The organism is Actinoplanes philippinensis, from assembly GCF_900113015.1.
GTDB lineage: Bacteria > Actinomycetota > Actinomycetes > Mycobacteriales > Micromonosporaceae > Actinoplanes > Actinoplanes philippinensis.
This window is the reverse complement of record NZ_FONV01000008.1, coordinates 225,452-249,234: the sequence shown is the minus strand read 5'-3', so window position 1 is coordinate 249,234 and position 23,783 is coordinate 225,452. Positions and strand designations below refer to the sequence as shown.

1 protein-coding gene is annotated in these 23,783 nt (G+C 72.7%); it reads left to right on the top strand.

The features are described 5' to 3' along the window. The first annotated feature begins 17 nt into the window (after positions 1-17). Positions 18-23,747, top strand: a complete 23,730-nt coding sequence (locus BM290_RS22190; RefSeq protein ID WP_177319838.1) for a hypothetical protein — start codon at positions 18-20, stop codon at positions 23,745-23,747. Positions 23,748-23,783 lie beyond the last annotated feature (36 nt).

Below are 23,783 nucleotides of genomic sequence, written 5' to 3'. Positions count from 1 at the left end.
ACCCACCCCGGCCGGACATGCCCGACTTCCACATCCCCAACGACCCGCAGTGGCAGTGGGCGTACGACCTGATCCTCGTCGCCACCGGCGGGGAGTTCCCGAAGGCCGACCCTGCCGCCCTGCGGGCCATGGGCGACGAGTTGTACCAGCTCAGCAGCACCATCCTGAACGGGATGGGCGCCACCGCCAACCTCGGTTACGGGCTGGCCGGCAGCCTGCAGGGACCGGCGATGGACGCGTTCCAGCAGTTCCAGGTCGGCATCACCAAGAACGTCCCGGCGGGCGGCAACATCTCGCTGGCCCTCGGCGGGTCGGCCTACGAATTCGCGCTCGACTCCGAGAACACCCAGTACAACATCATCATCGCGGCCTTCACCCAGGTCGTGGAGATTGCCATCGCGATGGCCTCGGGCTTCGGTGCGGCGGCCGTGCCCGCGCTGATCAAGATCGGCCAGGAAATCGTTCAGACGCTGATCAACTTCTTCCGTCAGCGTCTGCAGAACATGCTGATGCGGCTCGCCTGGGAAGCATTCCAGGAAGGCCTCGAAGAACTGTGGCAGAGCGCCGCCGCCGGCCTCACCCAGATCGCCGAGGGCAAGACGAACACGCTGAAATACAAGGAACTGCTGCTGTCCTTCGCCGGCGGCGCCTTCATCGGTGGCGGTGTCAGCGGCTTCCACATGATCGGCGGAAAATTCTTCCCGAAGATCAATACCAATGTGATCTCCCGGGAAACGCTGTCGGCGGCCGCCGAGACGTTCATGGAAGGCCTGTTCACCATGATGGTGGGCGGCGGCGGTTTCAATCCGTGGGCCACCATGAGTTCGTCGCTGATCGGCGGATTCGCCCACCATTACGCGACCGAGGTCGGCAACAGCTACGGGCCCGGCGCCCACCAGGTGCCGCCGCCCGGCGGCGGCAACCTTGACATCCCCAACCTCAACACACCTCCACCGGCCGGCGTCGACGGGCCGGAGATTCCGACGGGCGGCGGCTCCCCGGTCGGCTCGGGCGTCGGCGACGGTGGCCCTCAGACGGGTCCCGGTGTGCAGGGCAGCGGCCCGCAGACCGGTGGCGGTTCAGCAGCCGGCCCGGCGGCCGGGGGCGGTTCAGCAGCCGGCCCGGCGGCCGGGGGCGGTTCAGCAGCCGGCCCGGCGGCCGGGGGCGGCGGTCAGGCCGGCGGCAGTACCGCGGAAACCGGCGGGGGTACGAGCGCCGGCACGGGAGCCGGCGCGGGAGCCGGCGCCGCCGTCGGCCCGGGAACCGGCACAGGCACGGGAACGGGCGCAGGCGTCGCCACCGGGACCGGCGCGGGCACGGGCGCAGGGACGGGAACGGGCGCAGGCGTCACCACCGGGACCGGCACGGGCACGGGCGCAGGGACGGGAACGGGGACGGGAACGGGCACGGGCACGGGCACGGGCACGGGCACAGGGACGGGCACGGGAACAGGCGTCACCACCGGGACCGGCGCGGGCACAGGAATCGGCACTGGCGTCGGCACCGGAACCGGGACCCCGACGGGTGCCGGCGCAGACGCCGGGGCAGGCACGGGAACCGGGGCAGGAACCGGCAGCGGGACCGGCACGGGGACAGGCGCCGGTGTCGGGGCCGGCGCAGGCACTGGGACAGGTGTCAACACGGGGGTCGACATTCAGGTCGGCCCGGAAAGCCAGACGGGCACGAGCAACCCGAGCGAAGCCGGCAGCCAAACCGGGGCGGGCAATACCACCGGCGTAGGCACCCAGACCGGCACCGGCACACCGAACACCCCTGGCGCTCAAACCGGCACCGGCACACCGAACACCCCTGGCGCTCAAACCGGCACCGGCACACCGAACACCCCTGGCGCTCAAACCGGCAGCGGCACACCGAACACCACCGGCAACCAGACCGACATCGGTGCCGCACCCCAGACAGGCAGCGGAACGCCGGCGGGCACCGGGACTCAAACCGGCGCCCCGGTTACCGGAAGCGTCCCTGCCGCGAACGGTTCCACCGGGGTTGTCGTCCCCCAGGACGGCGGCCTGCCCGGCTTCGAGACCTCGGCTCCGGGCAGCACCCCATCGGCGCAGCCTTCCACCAGCCCGGCTCCCGGCGATGCCACAACGGGCAAACCGTCGCCAGGCGCCCCCTCGACGAACGCACCGGCAACCGGTTCGCCTTCGACAAACGCCCCTACAACCAGCTCACCCGCAGCCGGCACGCCGTCCACCAACGGCCCCACGACCAGCGCACCCACAACCGCCACACCGTCGACCGAAACGCCCACGACCAGCGCACCCACGACCGCCACACCGTCCACCAACGCGCCGACGACCAGCACGCCCACAACCGGCACGCCGGTGACGGCCCAGCCGGCCGCCGATGTCACCGACGCCACGACACCGGCACCGTCCCCCGCGACGCAGACGCCGACCAACCAGGCACCGTCACCGACCGTCGAAACCCCCGCATCCCCGGCCCCGTCCACGCACGCCCCGACGACTCAGACACCCGCCGCCCAGATCCCCGTTGCTCCAGCGCCCAACGTCCAGACCCCGACGGCACAGACGCCGACGACGCAGGCACCGACCTCGCCGCCCGCCGCCCAGACGCCGTCGATGCAACAGCCCGGCGCACAACAGTCCAGCACACAGCAGCCCCCGGCTCAGACGTCACCGACGCCGGCCACCGATCGTTCGACGCCGCCGCCCGCGCAGGCTCCGATCAGTGGCATCACCGTCGACGTCCCCACCACGAACACGCCGCAGGTCCCCACCACGGCCGATCCGAAACAGCCCGGACCCCAGGCCGTTCCCGCCGCGGCAATAGAGCCCAAGGCAATAGAGCCCAAGGCGGCCGAACCCACGGCGGCGGTGCCGTTCTCCGTCGAGGTAGCGGGCCCGGACCTCGACACCGACAGCGACTCGATCTTCAGCGACGACAGCGACACCGACTCGATCTTCAGCCAGGCGGATCCCGGCTTCGATTCCGACACCGACACCGAGTCGTTGTTCGGCGACGACGAGACGGAGACCGCACCCGACGTCAAGGCCGCTCCCGAGCCGGTCGCCCTTCCACCGGCCGGTGTGCACACCCCGTCGCAGGCGCCCCGGCGTCCCGCCCCGGCGCCATCGGGTTCGCGCCCCGCAACCCGCCCGATGGCGGAGATCCTGGGGAACAGGGGTGGGCGCCCGTTCCAGAATTCCCAGAACCAGTTCCAGTTCAAGCAGGTCGGCGAGCCGGTCACGATCGGACAATTGGGTCCTCGCAACACCGAGACCGCGGACAAGCCGGCCTACCTGGCCACGGTTCCGGTCACCCCGAACGACAACCTCCACGACCTGATCAACACGTACGCCCAAGGCTTCCGCCCCGGCACCGCCGACGGCCGCTTCGGACTCGTCATCGGCGTCAACGGCTTCACCCGCACCTACTCCGACACCGACATCCAGAACACCATCGACCAGATCCGCACCCTCAACCCACCGTTCCCCGTCACCGTCATCGGCTTCTCCTGGAACAACACCCGCATCGGCCCCCACGACAACCCCGGCCAGGACACCATCCCGTACGCCGCCATCCGGGAAACCCTCGCCCGCCACCCCCACACCGAACAACTCCTGCACAACCTGCAGAACCAAGCCGACGGCAACCCCACCTTCCTGCACACCGGCGACGCCGACGTCGCCTCCATGACCCACCTGTTCAACAACGCCGACACCGCCATCACCAACCGCCCCGACATCCAGATCATCAGCGGCGGCTACACCTTCGACTCCGCACCGGCCCAGGCCACCCACGCCAACCACCGCGACCAGCAGGTCCGCAAGGCCATGGCCGACGTCGACCCCCGCTCGGTCTACATGCCCGAACCCAACACGTTCGTCCGCGTCGACAACGCCACACTCGAAACCGACATCACCTTCGGCGTGCGCAACGACCCTCAGGGCGAACTGAAATACACGTCCAAGGAAGGCCGCGGACTCGCCCAGTCCGTCGCCCAGCAACGCCTCTTCCAGGGCATGGACCCGCTGGCGTTCGGCGCCTTCGACCCGGCCGTCTCGCTGGAGACCCAGGCCGAGCGGCTGCTGCAGAACTACGACCCCGGCAACCCGGACGGCATCCCGCAGAGCCACGCCGACCGCGAGACCTGGAAGAAGCAGGTCCAGAACTACATCCAGACCTTCTATCCCGGCATCGACGCGAACAAGGCCGACGGGCTCACCCGGCTGGCTTTCAAGAGTGTGGAGCCGGTCAGCCCCACCACGCAGAAGAGCATCCTCAACGACTTCAAGGCCGACCTGCCGAACGGCGCGAAGACGCTGATCCAGGTCGCCGGGGCGACCCACACCGCGCTGTCCGGCAATCCGCACACCACGTCGCAGTCGCCGCCACCGAACCCGGGTGTCGTCACCACCGGGGTGGAGCTGCCGCCGAGCGCGACGCCGGCCCCGAAGAGTCCCGAGTGGCGCCAGGCGTACGACAACGCCGAACCGAAGCAGCTGCGGACCGAGCGCTACAACCCGTCGAAGGACACGATCGTCCCCGGCACCCATCTGCTCCGCGGCGAGATCACCACGATCGACTTCACCACCCGTGACTTCACCGTCGACGGCAAGGACTACCGGTCGTTCGAGGTGAAGCTGGACCTGACCTCGAAGAACGATCAGATGACCCCGGAGCAGCTCCGGCAGGTCGCGGACACGGTGCAGAACACCATCGATCAGATGGTCAACGGCAAGCACACCCTGCCCAACGGCCGGGAGCTGCACGTGCAGTTGACCGTCGACACCACCCCGTGGTCCGCCGACCTGATCGACACCTGGCAGGACCAGCCGGGCGGCCGGCCGCCGGTGGAGATCACCGCGGAGCCGCTGCCGGATCCGGCCCGGCCGGACGACCACAGCAACGACGGCAACACCACCCAGCAGCACCGCTGGAACATCAACAACAACCCGGCCGTCCTGGTGCACGAGGTCATGCACTACCTCGGCGCCAAAGAGGGCTACCACGCCGACCATCACCTGTTCAACACCCAGGACCGCCCGGGTGTCATGGGCCCCGAGGTCTACGACCTGCCGTCGACCGCGGCGGAGGCGGCCGCCGATCCGGGCCGGCCCACGACCTATCTCAACGACCACGATCTCCAGCTGATCGAGAACGTGTCGGAGACCGCCGGGCCGGTCCCGCGGACGGCTCCCGCACCGGCCTCAGCGGATCCGGGAACCCGTGGCGACGTGCACACGGATTCGCCGGCGCCGAAGCCGAGGGCGCCGATGCTGGGGGACAGGGGCAGTCGCGCGTTCCAGAACGCGCAGAACACCTATCAGTTCAAGCCGGTCGGCACTCCGGTCACGATCGGGCAGCTCGGCCCGCGTAATGCCGAGACCGCTGACAAGCCGGCCTACCTGGCCACGGTTCCGGTCACCCCGAACGACAACCTCCACGACCTGATCAACACGTACGCCCAAGGCTTCCGCCCCGGCACCGCCGACGGCCGCTTCGGACTCGTCATCGGCGTCAACGGCTTCACCCGCAACTTCTCCGACACCGAAATCCAGAACACCGTCGATCAGATCCGCACCCTCAACCCACCGTTCCCCGTCACCGTCATCGGCTTCTCCTGGAACAACACCCGCATCGGCCCCAACGACAACCCCGGCCAGGACACCATCCCGTACGCCGCCATCCGGGAAACCCTCGCCCGCCACCCCCACACCGAACAACTCCTGCACAACCTGCAGGACCAAGCCGACGGCAACCCCACCTTCCTGCACACCGGCGACGCCGACGTCGCCTCCATGACCCACCTGTTCAACAACGCCGACACCGCCATCACCAACCGCCCCGACATCCAGATCATCAGCGGCGGCTACACCTTCGACGCCGCGCCCTCTGCGGTGGCCGAGCGGGCCAATCACCGGGACCAGCAGGTCCGCAAAGCGATGGCGGGGGTGGACCCCCGCTCGGTCTACATGCCCGAACCCAACACGTTCCTGCGCGTCGACAACCGCAGCCTGGAAACCGACATCACGTTCGGCGTGCGCAACGACCCTCAGGGCGAACTGAAATACACGTCCAAGGAAGGCCGCGGACTCGCCCAGTCGGTCGCCCAGCAGCGCCTCTTCCAGGGCATGGATCCCCGTACCTTCGGCTCCTTCGATCCCGGCATCGCCATCCAGACGCAGGCCGGCCGGTTGTTGCAGAACTACGATCCGAGCAACCCGGACGGCATCCCGCAGAGCCACGCCGACGCCGAGACCTGGAAGAAACAGGTCCAGAACTACATCCAGACGTTCTATCCGGACATGGACGCGAACCAGGTCGAAGGCCTGACCCAGCTCGCGTTCAAGAGCGTCACCCCGATCAGCCCCACCACGCAGCAGAACATCGCCACCGAGCTGAAGAACAACCGCGGCTCGGGTACGAAGACGCTCATCCAGGTGGCCGCGGCGACACACTCCGCGCTGGCCGCCAATCCGCACACCCCATCGGCGGCTCCGCCTCCGCCGGCGCCGCCACCGGCCACCACGGTCGAGGTCCCGTCGTTCACGCCGATCCGGGTGGAGGGTGGCCGTAACAGCGCGTTCGACACGCTCACCCAGGAGTCCCGGGAGGTCACGCCGGCCAACTACCGTCAGACGACGATCGAGCTCAAGAATGACGGCGTACCGCTGAGCTTCGTCGTCAACGCGATGATGCCCGCCGCCGACATCCACCAGATCCCCGCCGTCATCGCCTCGATCACCGACGGCCTCGACGACAACACCAAGGTCGCCTTCGTCTTCGGCATCAACACCACCGCCGAAACCCCCGACCAGAACTTCCAGGACACCATCGCCGAAGCCACCCGCCTCATCCAGGACCTCGACGTCCCGGTCGCGGTCAACGGCTACGCCGTCGGCACCAAGAACGACAAATTCCCCTACGGCCGTACGCGCAACCAAGTCCTGCGCGACCCCGACACCACCGCCGTCATCCAAGGACTAGCCGCCGACGACACCTACCCCTATCTGTCCATCCAGGACTTCGACACCGGCGCCCGCACACTGGCCGACGGCACCCACATCTTCGACCACCTGGAGACCCGGACCCGCGGCGACGCCGACTCCCCCGCCCGCCCGATGATGATCTCCGGCGGCTACCGCGTCGGCGACCCCGATCAACTCGTCCAGCGCACCCGCGAACGCCTGGAGAGCCGGCGAGGTGAGCACGAGACCCGGATCGCCGAGCTGACCGGCCGCCCCGACGCCGCCGCGGAACTCGATGTCGAACGGCAGAAGCTGCGCGGTGTCGAGAAGGGCATCGACAAGCTCGCCACCGAAGCCGGCCGGCAACAGTTCGTCCACGACTTCAGCACCGCCGTCGACGAAGACATGCGCTCCCGCGACCGGCAGGCAGGCATCCACGCCATGCTGCCGTACTCACCCGAACCCAACCTCTTCATCGACGGCCTGCTCACCCTCGGCCGCCCCGACATCCGCTTCGGCGACGCCGGCGCCGAGTTCCTGATGCTCAGCGAGACCCTGCACGACACGTACGGGCTCGAACTCGCCAATGCGCACGGGGCGCCGACCCTGGCCGACCTGGACGACGACGTGCTCACCACCGAGGTGCAGGTCGACTCGCAGAACAACCGGCACCCCGACCGTGACCAGGCCTTCCTCACCGACTTCGTCGGCGCGGCCACCCCCACCGACCTGTCCCGCCTCGCCGCCGACTTCGCGGCCGGCAACTTCCTGCCCCAGTCGCACGCCGTGCCGACCACCGTCAACCGGCAGCTGTTCAACACCGAGGGCACCGGGTTCAAGGAGTACAAGGCCGAGCTGCGGCATCCGCGGAAAGCGCCCGCCGTGCCGTTCACCACGCCCGCGAGTGAGTCCCGGACGTGGCAGGGGTCGCTGTCGGCCCGTCAGCTCAAGCAGCTCGGCGCGCAACCGCACAACCGGATGCTGCGGACCATCTCGCAGCCCGCCACCGAGGGTGCCGGACCCGAGCTGGATCCGTCGAAGCCGGCCCGGACCATCGGTGTGCCGGACGGTCAGCGGCTGGTCGCCGCGCACCTGGTCGCCACCTCCAACGACTCCGGCACGATCCAGCAGCAGTTCGACGCGGCGGCGGTGATGAACGGCCGTGGTGGGCTCAGCCTGCAACCGGGCTCGCTCTACCACGCCATCGCGGCCGCCCGGCCCGGCGCCGATCCGGCGGTCCTGCGCACCGACACGATCACCGCCGGCCGTGACCGGATGTCGCTGGAGACCGCTGTCGAGATGCGGCAGGCCGGGCCGTACGACAACGCGCACTTCGTCCGGGCGGCCCTGGCCCCGGACGTCCCGGCCACCACCCGGCGCACCGATCCACTCGACGCCGCCGAGATCGCCCGCATCGCCGCCGCACACGACGTCGTCGAACTCGCCGCCGCCACCGGCACCAAGGTCCAGCTCACCATCCACGACGACAGCGGCAACCCACCACGGACCCACCCGGTCCGGGGCGCCCGGCCCCTCGGCAGTTTGGAGCTCAAGCGCACGATCGACGCGCAGGGCCGGGTGTCCTACTCGCCGATGTCCCCCGATCCGGGCCGGTACCGGTTCGCCCCGGACCCGGCCACCGAGACGCCCGCGGAGGTCTCGCCACGACGGGTCGGCGCCGGTCTGCTGCTGGCCGGCCCGGACGACACCGCCACACCGGTGATCGCCGCGAAGTTCCCGCCCGCCGCGGACCGCTTCCACGTCTTCGCGCACGCCGACAGCACCAGCCTGCACGTCGGCGCCGAACGGGTGAGCCCGGAGCAGCTCGCCGCGATGATCCGGGCGAACCCGGACTGGCACGGGCAGCCGGTCGTGCTGGTCGCCTGTGACACCGGTGTCGACGCGCGGGACGGCTTCGCGGCACGGCTGGCGAGACAGCTGCCCGGCACCCGGATCGTCGCGCCCCGGGGCACGGCCTTCGCCGGCGCGGGCGGCCACGTGGTGGTCTCGGACGCCGACACCTACGACGAGTTCGGCCTGCCGGTGCCGGGTGCGGTGACCGCGGACAGCCGGTGGTTGTCGCTGGTCGCCGGCCCGGACACCGCGGTGACGGTCACCGAGCTCGGTCAGGTGCTGAGCCCGGCCACCCCGATCGGGGAGCCGGACCCGGAGGGTCTCGCCGCGGTGATCGACGGGTACGCCGCGCTCACCGTCGCCGATCTGGACGAGTTCGCCCCCGACGCGCAGCGGATCGTGGACCGCATCGGCGGGGTCCTGCCGCTGACCGAGAACGCCCGGCAGTGGCACGACGAGGCGGCCGAGCTGGCCGCGACGGCCGAGACGATGCTGTCGGACATCGGGGCCGGGATCACCGGGATCGACCGGCCCGGCGACGCCCGCCGGGACCGGACGGTCCAGCGGTCCCTCGCCCAGGCCCGTCACGAGCGTGACGTGGTCGACGGTTTCCGGGACAGCGCCGTCCAGGCCCGTACCGTGGCCGCGCGGACGCTCGGCGAGCTGGAGTCGCTCGGTGAGATCGGTCAGCGGTTCCAGCACGTGCTGACCCAGAGCCGCCGGTATGCGGCACAGGCCGCCGAGGCCGCCCGTACCGCGCAGCAGGCCCTTCGGGAGCTGGCCGCCACCGCGCCCGACCGGGTGCAGCAGCGTGCCCTGCTGCACCTGACCATGGCCGAGGCGTTCGCCCGGTCGAACTTCGCCGCGGCGTCCGCCCGCCAGGCCCGCGACGAGGCGGTGGCGCTCGCCGCGGAGTTCCGGCGCGGACCGCTCGCCGCAGCGCCGGACACCGTCGCCGCCCGGTTCGAGGACACCCGCGCCGTGGTCACCGGCGTCCTGGAGCGGGAGGCCGCGGCCCTCGGCGCGTACGAGCGTGCGGTCCACCGCATCGAGGACGCCGCCGACCGGCTGGCCGACCTGAACGAGCGCCCGCCCGCGCCGGCCCCGGCGCCGGAGACCGCCCCGGAGCCCACGCCGCAGCCGGCGGCGCCCGTGCAGAGGGCCGCGGCGAAGGACGGCGTCCTGCCCACCCCGGCGGGGATCCGCGAGAAGCTGCCGCGGTATCTGCTCGACAGCCACACCCTCGGCATCGCCGAGCAGCTGCGCGCCACCGGGAATCTGGCCCTGGACGCCGCGCTGCGCACTTTCGGCGTCCGTCTGCCCGACGACGTGATCCGCGACGTGCAGAACGACGCCGTCGACGACATCGACCAGTTCCTCGGCGAGGGCCGGCCCTATCCGGTCACCGTCGGCGGCCGGCCGGCCGAGCTGCGGGTGACGGCCGTCCTGGACTGGGACGCCATGAGCGTCGACCGGGTACGGGACACCCCCGGCAAGCTGAGCTCCAAGGTCCAGGAGACCGTCACCCACACGCTCAAGCACAACCGCGACCGGCGGCTCGAACCGAAGGCGACGGTCAGCGCCGCACCGGGCCTGGTCATCGGGGTGGGTGGGGCGCTGCCGCTCGCGCCGTCGGTCGACCACTCGACCGCGCACAAGAGCAGGTACACGTCCACCACCACGGTCAAGGTCGCCGACCTGGCCGAGGTCGAGGTGCCGATCCGGTTCGTCGCGACGTTGTCGGTGCCGGGACAGCCGGCGCCCGATCCGGTCGAGGCCACCGGCACCGTCGCGCTCGGCGTGCCGACGACGTTGACGAGGCCGGCGTCGGACGACCTGGCCGACTCCGCCGCGACGCTGAGCGCGCCGGTCCCGGCACGGTTCGGCGTGGAGAGCGTGCAGAGCCGGCACAGCCTGCCCGGCGAGACCTTCTTCGACCAGGTCGAGGCGCTGCTCATCGCGGACGGCATGGGCGACCTGGTCCGGGTCGGCGCGCCCGGCCGCCCGGTGATCCAGCAGCTGTTCAGCGCGGCCGGCTTCTCGGGCAACCTGGCGAAGATGGTGGTGACCGATCCGGACGACCGGCACGGCGGCTGGGTGCGCTCCGGTGCGCTGCCGCGGGCCGCGCAGAAGGGACCGCGACGGTACTTCCCGGGCCGGAGCCAGCAGATCGAGGTACGGCTGGTCGCCCGCGGCCTGGACGAGGTGCAGGGTGTCGACGACGCCGCGCACACCGACACGTCCGCGCTGTCCGGGGAGAGCACCGACACCAACGCCGCCAAGCGCCTGTGGAATCTGTGGGGCAGTGTCGGTGGTGGCGCCGACGTGTCCCCGCTGAGCCTGGTCATCGCGCCGCGGCTGGCCGGCAGCCACGAGCGCGGTTTCACCCAGTCGATCGTCGAGCAGACCGGCACGAAGCAGACCCTGACGGCCACCGCTCCCGGCGTGCGCTACCGGGGGCAGTACAGCGTGCAGGTGCGGGTCCTGGGCCGCCGGCCGAAGACGCTGTCCGGGCTGGTGGAGACGTTCCAGTGGACGACCCGGGACCGGCTGCGCGACACCGCCCTGGACCCGGACACGCGCGGGCGGGCCGAGGCGTGGCACGGCCGGACCGGGACGGACCGTACCCATTACGCGCCGGCCCGCATCGAGCGCGGCGAGTCGTTCGGTGGCGCGTTCCTCACCCGGCTCGGTGACGGCGGGCTCTACGACGCCGTCGCGGACGCCGTCCGGTCGGTGCCCGGCACCGGTGGCTTCCGGCTGCCCACCGCGGACGAGTTGCTGCGCCACTTCGACGACCCGGAGTTCGCGCGCGGGCTGAGCCCGGAGGTGCAGACGGCGCTGGCCCGGGACGCGGACACACGTACCCAGCTCTCCCCCGACCAGCTGCGTCATCTGGCGAACCGGATCGTCGGCCCCGGTCTGAAGATCCCCCTGATCCGGACCGGCACGTTCGTCGACCGCACCACCGTGGTCACCATCCAGGGCCGGTTGAGCGGCCTGTCCGACGGTGAGGTGATCGATCGTGGCCCGACCGGGACGTCGGACAAGAAGCGCAGCCGGTCCACCGTCACCGGGACCGTGGACACCAGCCGGTCGGTGGAGCTGAGCCTGGAGGCGCGCGTGTTCGGCCCGGTCGGCCGGGCCGCGTCGACACTGCTCGGCGGGCCCCGTGCCGGGGTGAGCTGGGGCGCCACCGACGAACACGGGCTCACCGGCGGGTACGCGGCGGAGAGCAGTTACGGCCCGGCCCTGGACGACGAGGGCAAGCCCACCGGCGTCCGGCTGCGCGAGTTCGCCGGCAGCCTCGACGTCACCATCACGACGCACACGTTCGTGCGGGCCAACCAGACCGGCCGGTCGCTGTCCGTCGGCTCGTACGGCCGTGGGCTGCCCGCCACGATCGGCAGCATGCGTCAGGCGCCGCGCACCCGGCGGCTCGACGTGCGCATGCTGGTGCCGGAGAACCAGGTCTCCCGGCGCCCGCCGCACGCCCGGCCCGGGCCGTCCTGGCAGGAGGCGGAACGCATCGAGCATCCCCTGCCGATCGGTCTGCTGACCGGCGGTTACCCACACCCGCTCGACAGCCGCCGGGTGGTGTCGTTCCTCGGCGCGGAGCGTCTGCAGGAGGCGGTGATCGAGACGCTCGCCGAGGCGAGCGAGGATCCGATCTACACGTTCGAGGACGGGCGGATCTCCACCGTCATCGCCGACGAGCTGTCGCCGGAGCGTCTGACCGGCGACGCCCAGCTGTTCAGCCGTCCGCTGACACTGAGCAACCTGTGGCACGGGCGGCGGGCCGGCGACGCCACCGCCGAGGTGCGGATCCGGCTGACCCCGACCAGGCCCCGGGTGCTGGACGACGCCGAGTTCGCCCGGATCAAGCGGACCTTCGCCAGCGGCTCGTCCAGCAAGAGCCGGCACGGCCGGTCGATCGAGCTGAGCGCCTCGGTCTCCGGTACGGCCGTGGCGCGCGGGGACCGTCTGGACCACGGCGGCAGCACCGGCACGCCCGGCGCGGCCGTCACGCTGGCGGTCACCCCGTGGCGGCGGGTCTGGGGCACGGTCCGGGAGCAGAGCCTCGCCGGCGTCTCCAAGCTGCGGGTCACCGGCCGGCCGGAGCGTGAGCTGATGGTGCAGGTCGACGTGGACGCCGAGATCGTCGCCGAGGCGCGGCACGACAGCAACATGCCGCTGCGGCTGTGGCCGGCCTCGCCGACCCGCCGGGCCGGCCGCCGGGTCCCCCTGCACCGGTCGGTGGTCATTCCGATGACCGTCGACGAGCTGACCGCGATGCGGGAGCAGGACCGGCTCCGCGACCAGCAGATCTCCGACGTGCGCCGGCAGTTGCAACACGCGGAGCGGGCGGAGGCCCAGCGCGCCGAGCACCACGAGCAGCGCACCCGGCTGTCCGAGGCGCAGACCGGTGAGCGCCGCAACCTGCTGCGGCGCCAGCGCGCCGAGGCCAACGACGCCGTGGGGCACACCGGTCCCACCGGTCTGCCCGCCCGTCACCGGCAGGAACTGGACCGGCTGACCGCCGAGCACACCGACGCCACCCGGCGGCTGTACGAGGCGCAGGCGCAGGAACGTGACATCCTCGCCGCCCACCAGCAGGCCGAGCGCGACCTGGTCCGCGAGGCACGGGAGCAGCAGGCCCGCGAGGCCGCCGCCACGGACGTCCCGGCCGAGGTGAGCCTGCCGGAGTTCCGGCCCGGTCCGCAGCGGTCGCTGGGCATCGGCGGTGTCGTCACCCCGGTCGACCTCAGTGGCCGTATCCCCCGGCTGCGGCGCCGGCTGGCCGAGGCCGCCGGCGAGGATCTGGCCCACGCCCTCTTCCCCGTCGAGCTGGGGCGCAGCGCGTACGACAACGTCCGTGGCCTGGCCGCCGGCAGCTTCATCGGCGCCGCGAACCTGCATCTGGCCAGCGCTCTCAACGGCGGCCGGACCGAGACGGTACGGATGGAACGGCGCTTCCGCGGAGCGACCTACCAGGTGACGCTGACCGCCGAGCCGGTGCACGAGCCGCGGTTCACCGGCATCACCCTGGTCGACGAGCTGTCGATCACCGACCGCACCACGATCGGCGAGTCGGACACCGCGTCGGCGTCCCGGACCGTGGGGTCGGTGACGGTGGGCGTGCGCGCCCAGGGCACCGAGACCGACCGGGTCGACGGCGACGCCACGGACACCACCGGCCACGGCCCGACGAGCGCCACCGTCGGGGGCGGCCTGACCGGCACCGTCAACCTGGACGAGCGCGCCACCAAGCAGACCCACGGCCGCGAGCACACCGTCGAGCAGTCGCTGACCACCACCGGGCCGGTGCCGACCTACCAGGGCGGCATGCGCTTCACCCTGACCGTCGAGGGCCCCGGCCTGCCGCCGGAGGGCGTGTCGGTGCAGGACGTCCACGAGGTGACCGCGCTGTCGGCCTCCGAGGGCCGGCCGCTCGCGGTGTCCGATCCGGTCACGTCGATCCCGGTGGCGCAGACCTCCGGCCCGGCCCGGCGGATGTGGCGCGAGGCCCACGGCTTCGACCGGCTGCCCGAGCCCGGCCGTTTCGCGGTCGAGGACGTGCTGGTCGACCTGCCGGACCTGCACGAGGCGGCGGCGCAGGCGCTGACCGCGTCGGGCGTACGGGTCGACGGCGAGACCCGCGCCGCGATCCGGAACAGCCTGACCGTCACCCAGGCCAAGGCCCTGCCCGCGATGCAGGGTGGTGTCCTGCACCTGCCGATGCCGACGTCGCTGGGCCGTGACCTGTTCCTCGACGCCCGGCTGGTGGCCCGGCCGAAGGTGCTGCGCACCGACGCCGACGTCACGATCGGCGGCGCGGCGAAACGCAACCGCGACGACAAGTTCGAGAACACCGCCGGGCACTCGTTCACGCTGCGGATGACCGGGCCGATGGTCACCGCCGGCGCCAACCACCCGGGCGGCGCGAGCCGGATCGGCGAACGGGAGACCTTCCACGCGGTCAGCGGCACCACCTTCGTCGAGCAGCCGCTCTACCGCACCGACGCCGCGTCGGTGGTCAAGGACGAGGGCACGCGCGACACGGCCAAGATCACCCAGAAGCCGGGCGAGCGTACGGACGACGACAACGACCTGACCCAGGCCCTGGAGTACGGGGTGGAGTTCCGTTTCGTCGCCCGTTCCCGGGACCGGGCGGGCCGGCATCGCGGCGGCACCGAGGTACGGGTCCCGGGCGGCTACGTGATCCGGATGGACGAGGCGTCGGCCACCGCCCGTACCGGCCGGGAGGTGCCGCCGGGTGTCCGCGCCACGGCGACCGCGGTGGCCGCCGCCGGCAAGGCCTGGTCCGAGGCGGCGGCGGCACTCGACGCCGTCACCGCACGCCGCGAGCCGGCGGCCGAGGCCGAGCAGGCGTACCGGGACGCCGAGCAGGCGTGGTGGGAGGCGTACCGGGCGCACGAGGCCGAGGTGGCCCGGCCGGACGACCCGGAACTGCCCGCCACGCTGAGCATCGACGACGTGGTGACCGTGCCGCTGATCAACGCGCGCGGTGAGCTGGTCGGGCACGGCTTCCCCAGCCGCGACGGCGACGCGACGACGATGCCCCGGTTCGCGGCCGCGGTGGACGACGCCGACCTGGGCACGTACCGCCGTTTCGAGGAGGGTCCCGGGTCCGCGCACACCGACGAGGCGACGCCGTGGACCGGCCGCCCGGTCTACTTCGACGTGCACGGGGATCAGCGCGGCTTCGCCGTCACGCTGCGCGACGGGCGGGAGCTGAGCCTGTCCGGCACGCAGTTCGCGCGGCTCGCGGCGCAGGCCACGTCGCTGCGGGAGGCCCGTAACGGCCCGCGGTCGCCCGTCGTGCTGCTCTCCTGTGACGTGGCCGCGTTGCAGGAGCGCGGCGGCGCCGCCTTCGACTTCCGGGAGCAGCTGCGCGAGAGTCACCTGGGTGAGACGTACGCGTCCACCACCCGCACGTACACCAATCCGGTGGGGCAGGGCCAGGTGCACGTGGCTGTCGGCGACGGTGGGCGTTTCGTCCGGTTCGGTGACGTCCCGCGCCGGCGGGTCGGATTCGCCGCCGAACCGCCCCGGACGGCCCGGTCCGCGGACCCGGCCGAGGATGTCTGGACCGACCGGGCCCGGCCGTCGATCCCACCGGACCCACGGCTGCCGATCGTCGACAACGTGTCGATCCACGAGGTCATCCACGACAGCCGGCGCGACCGGTACGGCGACACCTTCGGCCTGTTCTTCCCCCTGGACGTGCCGACCGATCGATGGATGCGGCGGGCCGCCGGCTACGCGTACGCCGACGTCTACCACGTCCCGAACCGGTACTATCCGGGCACCTACGACCGGGTCCCGGTGCCCTGGGCCGGTTTCACCGTGCCGCCCCGGACGGTGAACGCGGTCAGCTCCGGCTCGGGCTTCGCCGTCATCCGTCTGCGCAACGGCCGTCTGGTGCAGGTCGGCGGGGCCACCCTGGCCCGGCTGGCGGTCGAGGCGGGGCTCTACGACGGGCCGGGCGGCGCTGACGCGTCGGTCGTGCTGTGGGGTGGCTTCCAGGGCCGCGACCACGCCCCGGGCGGTCTCGCGAACGACTTCGCCCAGTACGTGTACGAGCAGGCCGGTCACGAGGCGCCGGTCTTCGCGCCGGACGCGATGACCGACTTCACCGGGTTCGCCGGTGTGGTGCTGCCCCAGGGCGGCTCGTTCCAGCGCTACCGGCCGGCCGCGTTCGACCTGGAGATCGAGAGCGTCACCGCGACCAGCGTCGTGTCCGATTCGCCCAGCGACGACACGGTCGTGCCGGAGGCTCCGGCCGAGCCCACGCCGCCGTCGCGCGTGCTGTCCGGCCCGGACGGGAACCCGGCGGTCTTCTCGGCCGTCACCGACCCGCAACTGTCGCGGGAGGTCGTCGCGTTCGCCGGGGACCTGCGGGATCCGGGGATGCGGCGCATCGTCCTGGAGACGTCGCTGGGTGGCGGGCAGGTCGACCGTCAGATGCTCGGCTCGCCGTGGGCCGCCGACGCGCATCGCGAGGCGGGGCGTCCGGTCACGGTGTTCTTGCAACGGTCGGCGGACGGCGCCGGCTTCTCGGTGAGTTCCCCGGACGGCACGCCCCGTACGGTCCGGCCCCGGGACCTGGCCCGGCATCTGGCCGGCGACCCCGGTTTCCGATCGCTGGACACCTCCGCCTTCAACCGGCCGCTGGTGCTGGTGGTGCTCGGCCGTAACGGCGGTCTGACCGACACCGAGGCCGGGCAGATCCTCGAGGGCCAGATCGAGACCGGCGGTTACCGGCGGATCTTCTTCCCGCGCGGCGCCGACGTGACGGTGCGCGTGGGCGTACGGCCCTCCGACGGCACCGTCCTGACCCTCAGCGAAGGCGCGTTCGCCCTGGCACGTCCCCCGCGGCTGGACGACTTCGAGGTTGCCGCGATGCCCGGCGACCGGGGCCTCGTGCTGCCGACCGGACAGCCGGGCGATGTCACCGCCGGCGCGCTGCTGCACCCGGGGCCGCGCGGAGGGCGGGACTTCGGCATCGCGGTGAACGGCGACGGCACCCGGGTGTGGGCCAGGCCGCCGCAGGGCCGCCCGGTCGAACTGACCGGATCCGAGCTGGGCCGGATGCTGGCCACGCACCCGTCGGTCGACCGGGTCGTCACGACCGAGCCGGACACCGGCCTGGTCGTCGTCTCGCCGCGGGCCGGCGGCGTGGACCTGCCCGGCAACGTGGGCCGGGACCTGGCCGACGCGCTGCCGATCGACCCGGAGATCCGTGCGGTCTGGGCGGTTCCCGGGGACGTACGGTGGCAGCCCGGCGGCCGTCTCGACGTCTCCGGTGACGCCCGCCCGGTCCGGGTGGCCGCGGGACGGTTCGGCGCCGGCAGCGGCACCACCGACTTCGACTCCCGGCCGCCGGCGTCCGCGCCGCCGCCACCGGTGTCCCCGCCGGCCGCCCGCCCGCCCGTCGTCGGGTTCGGCGCCCGCCGGCTCAGCGACCGGGCCGGCGCCACCGTCGGCTACTCGGCGGTCACCGCCGCACGGCACGCCGACGTCGCGGCGTTCGCCGCCGGCCTGCGCCCCGGCACGCTGGGCTCGCTGCTGCCCGCCGGCACGCCGTGGGCGGCGGGCACGGACCGGCCGGGCGCCCGCCCGCTCGCCGTCTTCGTCGAGCGCGCGCCGAACGGGCGCGACTTCCTGGTCCCCGGCGCCGACGGCACCGAGCGGCGGGTCCGGCCGGCCGACCTGATGCGGCACCTGTACCGGGAGACCGGGTTCGCGTCGGTCGACGACCCGGACTGGGCGGCGCCGATCCTGCTGGTCGTCCTCGGATCCCCGGCCGGGGTCGGTGACCGGGAGGCCGCCGAGATCAGTGACGGCCTGGTCGACGAGGGCTACCGCCCGATCTACGCGCCCACCGGCGACCGGGCCCGGATCACACTGACGCCCTCGGCCGACGGATCGCCGCTGACCGTGACCGGCGGCGGGTTCGCCCTGCTGGCCGAGCCCGGGCTGCCCGACCTGGACCTGCGCCGGCTGCCCGGCGGCCGCGGCCTGGCGTTGCCCCTGCACCGGCACCCGGGCGACCTGGTCCCGCTGGCCATGGTGTCCGGTTCCGGGCGGGGGCGCGCGCCGTTCGTGATCGCGGTCAACGGTGACGGCGACCGGGTCTGGGCGATGACCTTCGGCAACCGCAAGCTGGAGCTGACCGGCGCGGCGCTCGGCCGGATCGTCGCGCGGCATCCGGCGCTGCACCGGGCGCTCGCCGACGACCCCGGTCTGCGGGTGCTGCTCGCCTCGCCGGATTCGGCACGGGCCGGTCTGGGCCGCGACTTCGGCCGGGGCCTGGGGCTGGATCCCGCCCGCCATCAGGTGCTCGGCCTGCCCGGTCCGGTGGTCTGGAACGAGCACGGCCACCTGGAGGACGACGCCGACCTGGCGCCGGTCCCGGTCGACGGCAGCACCCCCGCGGCCGTCCCGGCGCCCGCGCCCGCACCGGCACCCGAGCCGGAGCCGGACACCACTCCGGGTGAGATCCTTCCGCCGAGGGAACTGCGCGACGCCACCGGCCGCGTCTTCGGGGTGAGCTACGCGAGAGACAGCGGGCCGGTCACGGCGTGGGCGGCCAGCAAGCCGCTGGAGTCCCACGGGACCGTCGACACCTACCCCGCCACCGCCGGCCGGGGCACCCCGGACCGCGCCACCGCGGGCTGGGCGGCGAGCCGCGGACGCCGGCCGTTCGTCATCCACCTCGACCGCTCGGACGGCGTCGAGGCGTCGGTGCCCACGGCCGGCGGCGGGCGGCGGGCGCTGCGCGGCGAGGACCTCATCAGGCTGGTCAACGGCACCGGCCTGCTCGACGTACGGGGCGCCGGCCCGGCCACCTCCCTGGTCCTGCTGTCCGCCTTCCCGGGCTCGCACACCGAGCCGGGCAACCTGGGCCACGACCTGATGGCGGCGGCGCAGCGCGTCTACGACTACCGCGGAGACCTGTACGCCCCACAGACCGCCCCGTCGTTCACCGGCGGCCGGCTGGCGCTGGACTTCGGCGGCGATTTCGCCCACTTCTTCGCGGCCCCGCCGGGGTTCTCACCGGACCCGTCCGGCGTCGACGACGCGCCGGAGCCCGCGCCCGAGCCCGAGCCGCAGCCGGGCGTCGACGAGAAGGCCGGCCTGGAGATCCTGGACGAGGAGCACCACTACGACCCACCGCTGTACACGCCGGCCGACTTCCAGCACCCGCTGCAGGGCAGTCCCGCCGCGCCGCCGCCGTCCTCGATGGTGGAGGCCCGGCCGGTCCTCGACCCGCTCGGTGAGGTCTTCGGCATCTCGCTGCTCACCCGCGGCGAGGACCGGGACCGGCTGCGCCTGTTCGCCCAGGACACCAGCTACTACGCGCTCGACACCGTGCGCGCCCCCGGCAAGGACAAGAAGAACAAGACCGTCCGGGCGCCGTGGGCCCGGGACTCGCCCAGGGAGGGCAACCGGCCGCTCTTCGTCTTCGTGCGCAACGGTTACCTGACTCAGGACTTCCAGATCCCCCGGCGCGACGGCACCGACGACCTGGTGGCGCCGCGCGATCTGGCCCGCGAACTGGCCCGTAACCCGGACTGGCAGAAGGTCGACGCCGGGCCGTTCAACCGGCCGATCGTCCTGGTCCTGGTCGGTGCCGCCGGCGCCCCCGACCCGAAACAGGTCGCCGAGGAGTTCCTGGACGGCATGATCGCCGTCGGCGGGTACCGCAAGGTCTACTACCCGACCGGTACGGCGTACCTGCAGAAGCATCACAGCGCCAGCCACCTCTACCTGGACAGCGGCGAGTACCGGATGGCCCGCGGCCCCCGCCCGGAGGACCTGACCGTGGAGACGCTGCCCGGCGGACGGGGAATCGTGCTGCCGCTGCCCGGTGATCCCGCCGACGTGGCCCCGGCCGTACGGTCCGCGTCCGCCTCGGCGCAGGGCGGCGCGTTCCTGGTGGGCGTGGCCGGTGACGGTCACCGGGTCTGGGCGGCCACCGGGAACGGCCGGCGCCGTGTCGAGCTGGACGGTGACGCGTTCGCCGAGGCGGTGGCCGGTCATGCCGCGCTGTCGCAGGCGCTGAGCGCGCCGCCGGCCGCGGGCATCCGGCTGGTGTCGCCGCTGGCCGGCGCCCGCAACGAGCTGGGATACACCGGCTACGACTTCGCGATCGGCCTGCAGCCGCCGGGCGGGCCGGTCACGGTCACCGCCACCTCCGGCGTCCTGCCGGTGGCCGGGCCCGCGCCGCGGGTGGCCGAGGTCCGGTTCGAGGAGGTCCGGTCCCTTCCGCTGGTCAGCGGGCAGTCCTACACCGGCCCGGTGGGCGCGTTCTTCCCGACGCCGGACGAATACCACACGCTCCTGCCGACCGAGACGGACAAGTGGCTGGCGAACGTCACGAACTACTCCATGGAGGTATGGGCGGACGAGGCCGGTTTCGCCTCGCCGAACAAAACACCGTGGGGCGACGCGCTGCCCGCCGTGGTCCGGTTCGGCTCGGCCGACGGCCGGACCATCCTGGTCCGCGATGCGGATGGTCTGGGCACGTCGATCACGGTCTCGGCCGACGCCGCCGGCCGGCTGGCCCTGGCCTCGAAGGCGTTCCTCGACGCCGCGGCGGAGGACAACGGTCACCTGATCACGAGCGCCTCGGCCACCGGCGCGAACCTGCGGCAGGTGCTGGTGCTGCTGCCGGCCGGCTTCTCCGACGCCGGCGCGAGCCAGGTCGCCGACAGCGTGCGCGACGACCTGCGGCGGCACGGCCTCTACCGGACGGTCCACACCGTCGTCGGCTCCCGGATGACCGAGTGGGGCCGGCTGACCCCGCCGACCTGGATCCGCACCGACCAACCGTCGCCGCTGATGCCGCGCGACGTCGAGATGAGGCCGCTGTACTACGCGGACCGGCAGCTCGCCGGCGTCACGCTGCCCGCGTCACTGGACGACCCCGCCCTCGACCGGCAGTTCGTCTTCAACGTCCGCCCCGGCGGACCGCTGACCTACACCAGTCACATCGGCGAGAGCAGCGTCGGCGCGCCCGAGTACGACCTGCGGCGCAAGGACGAGAAGTGGGACGCGCTGATCGTTGCGCACGGCATGAAGGCCGCGTTCTGGGTCCAGATGCGCAACGGGCGCAACCCCGACCGGTTCGGGGTCAACGGCGACGTGCTCGCCGACCTGCTGAACAACGGCCGCTACCTGGCCCGGTTCTCGCCGGACAAGTTCCGGGGATACCTCGGCGTGGTCTGCCACGTCGGCACCCAGACGTGGCCGGACGGCCCCGCCGCGGCCTTCGGGCGACGCCTTCACGAGCTGGGCGACAAGCGCGGCATCAGGGCCGGCAGCAACACCGTGTCGATGGGCTTCGTCGAGGGCACCCTGGGCGTCTACCGCGACGGCGTGTACTCGGCGTTCCCGCCCGCCGGTGTGGTGCACCCGACCGATCCGGCGGCGCCGGGCATCCTTCCGGTGCTGCCGCCGGTGAAGCGGCTAGGCCCGGCGCCGGACAACCAGAACCCGGACCGGAACGATCAGACTCCGGGCGTACGGTGGCGCGACGGTCTCGTCCTGGCCGACCTGCGGGTCATCGAGTACCTGGACGACGCCGGCCGGGTCAACGCGTTCGGGTTCCCGATCGGTGACGACATGGCGCAGCGGTTCCGGATCCTCTCCGAGGGGGCGGGCGCGCCGGACTACCGGTCCTTCCCGGGGCGCTTCGACGAGGGGTCGCCGGTGGTCCGCCCGGTGCCGTGGGCCGGGCAGCAGCCGCACTTCTCGCTGTTCGTGCCGCCGATGCGGGCCGGCGCCGGCGTCCGGGTGCTGCACCGCCGCGAGGGGATCATCGAGATCCCGCGGGCTCAGCTGGGCGCGCTGCTGGTGAAGGGCGGCGTATTGCGGATGCCCGGCGTCACCGCGTACACGCCGTTCGTGGTCTGGACCTCGCTGGCCGGCGCCGACCCGGACGCCGGGCCGATCCAGGAGATCGGCGACGCCCTGCGCGAGGGCGGCCACCGGGGACAGGTGTTCGGCCCGGGCACCGCTCTGAGGATGAGCGAGACCGGTGCGGCGCTCAACGACAACGGACGGATGCGGGCGTACGGGCGACCGCCGGGCGACGAGGCGGTCCCCGGCCCGGAAGCGGTCATGATGCCACCGGTGGAGACGGCCGTCGACGACACGGACGAGCAGGACTACCCGTGGCGTGCCGATGCCGCGTACCGGCCCACGCCGGTCCACACCCCGGAGCCGTCCGACGACGAGTCCGCCTCCGACGACGAGCCGGAATCCGAGGACGAGCCGGCCTTCCAGGACGAGGCGCCGGCTCAGTCGATCAACTACAACCCGCCGCCCCGGCCCGCCACCCCCACCGACGACTCCGAGAGCGAGCCCGAATCCGACCAGGAAGACGAGCCGGCACAGAGCGACACCGAGGACAGCGACGACGCGAGCGACGACGAACCCGCCGCCCCGCCGGTCTACCCGGACGAGCCACCGGCCCAGTCGATCAACTACAACCCGCCGCCCCGGCCCGCCACCCCCACCGACGACACCGAGAGCGAGCCAGAATCCGACCAGGAGGACGAGCCGGCGCAGAGCGAGGCCGAGGACAGCGAGGAGGATGCGGCGAGCGACGCCGAGGAATCCACGGTTCCGCCCGTCTTCCCGGACGAACCTGCCGCTCAGTCGATCAACTACAACCCGGTCCCGCAGCCTGCCCCACCCGCGGACGACGAGATCATCGTCGAGGAGGAGGAGAGCGACAACGAGATCATCGTCGAGGAGGAGGGGGAGGAGGACAGTGATGACGAGGCGGAGCCGGTGGCGAGCGAGCCGGAACCCGTCGTTCCCCCGGCGCCGCGGCACCAGGTGGTGCGGATCGTCGACCGGCGCGGCCGGCCGTACGGCTTCGGCATGCCCTACGGCGACCGTGACGCCGCGCAGATCGGCGACGAGGTCGGCAGAATCGACAGCGAGGAGCCCCAGACGTACGCCCGCCTCGACCGGCGTGGGCAGATGACGCTGTCCCGGGTGGTGCCGTGGGCGGGCCGGAACGCCGAGCGGCCGTTCTGGGTGGACACCCGCAACATGCTGCGCGACAGCGACCCGGACATGGACGTGGTGGCCAACTCGGCGAGCGGCACGCAGGTCGCCGATCTGCTGGTCAACACCGTCCCGGAGATGGTCGGCGACGCCCGCCGCAAGCCGATCGTGCTGCTCGTCGGCAACGCCGGGCACGGTGAGGACGACCCGGGCGCCCCGGCCCGGCGGTTCATCCGGCGGCTGCGGGAGCTGGGTCATCTCGGCACGGTCTACGGCCCGACCGGTGATCTGCGGTTCAAGCCGTCGTCGCGGCATCCGGAGAACTGGCTGCGCATCCAGGACGGCAAGTTCGTGCGGCTCGCGCCGTCGCAGAGGACAAGAAGGTAGGAAGGCGTGCCGGACGGGCAAGGGCGCGCGACGGGC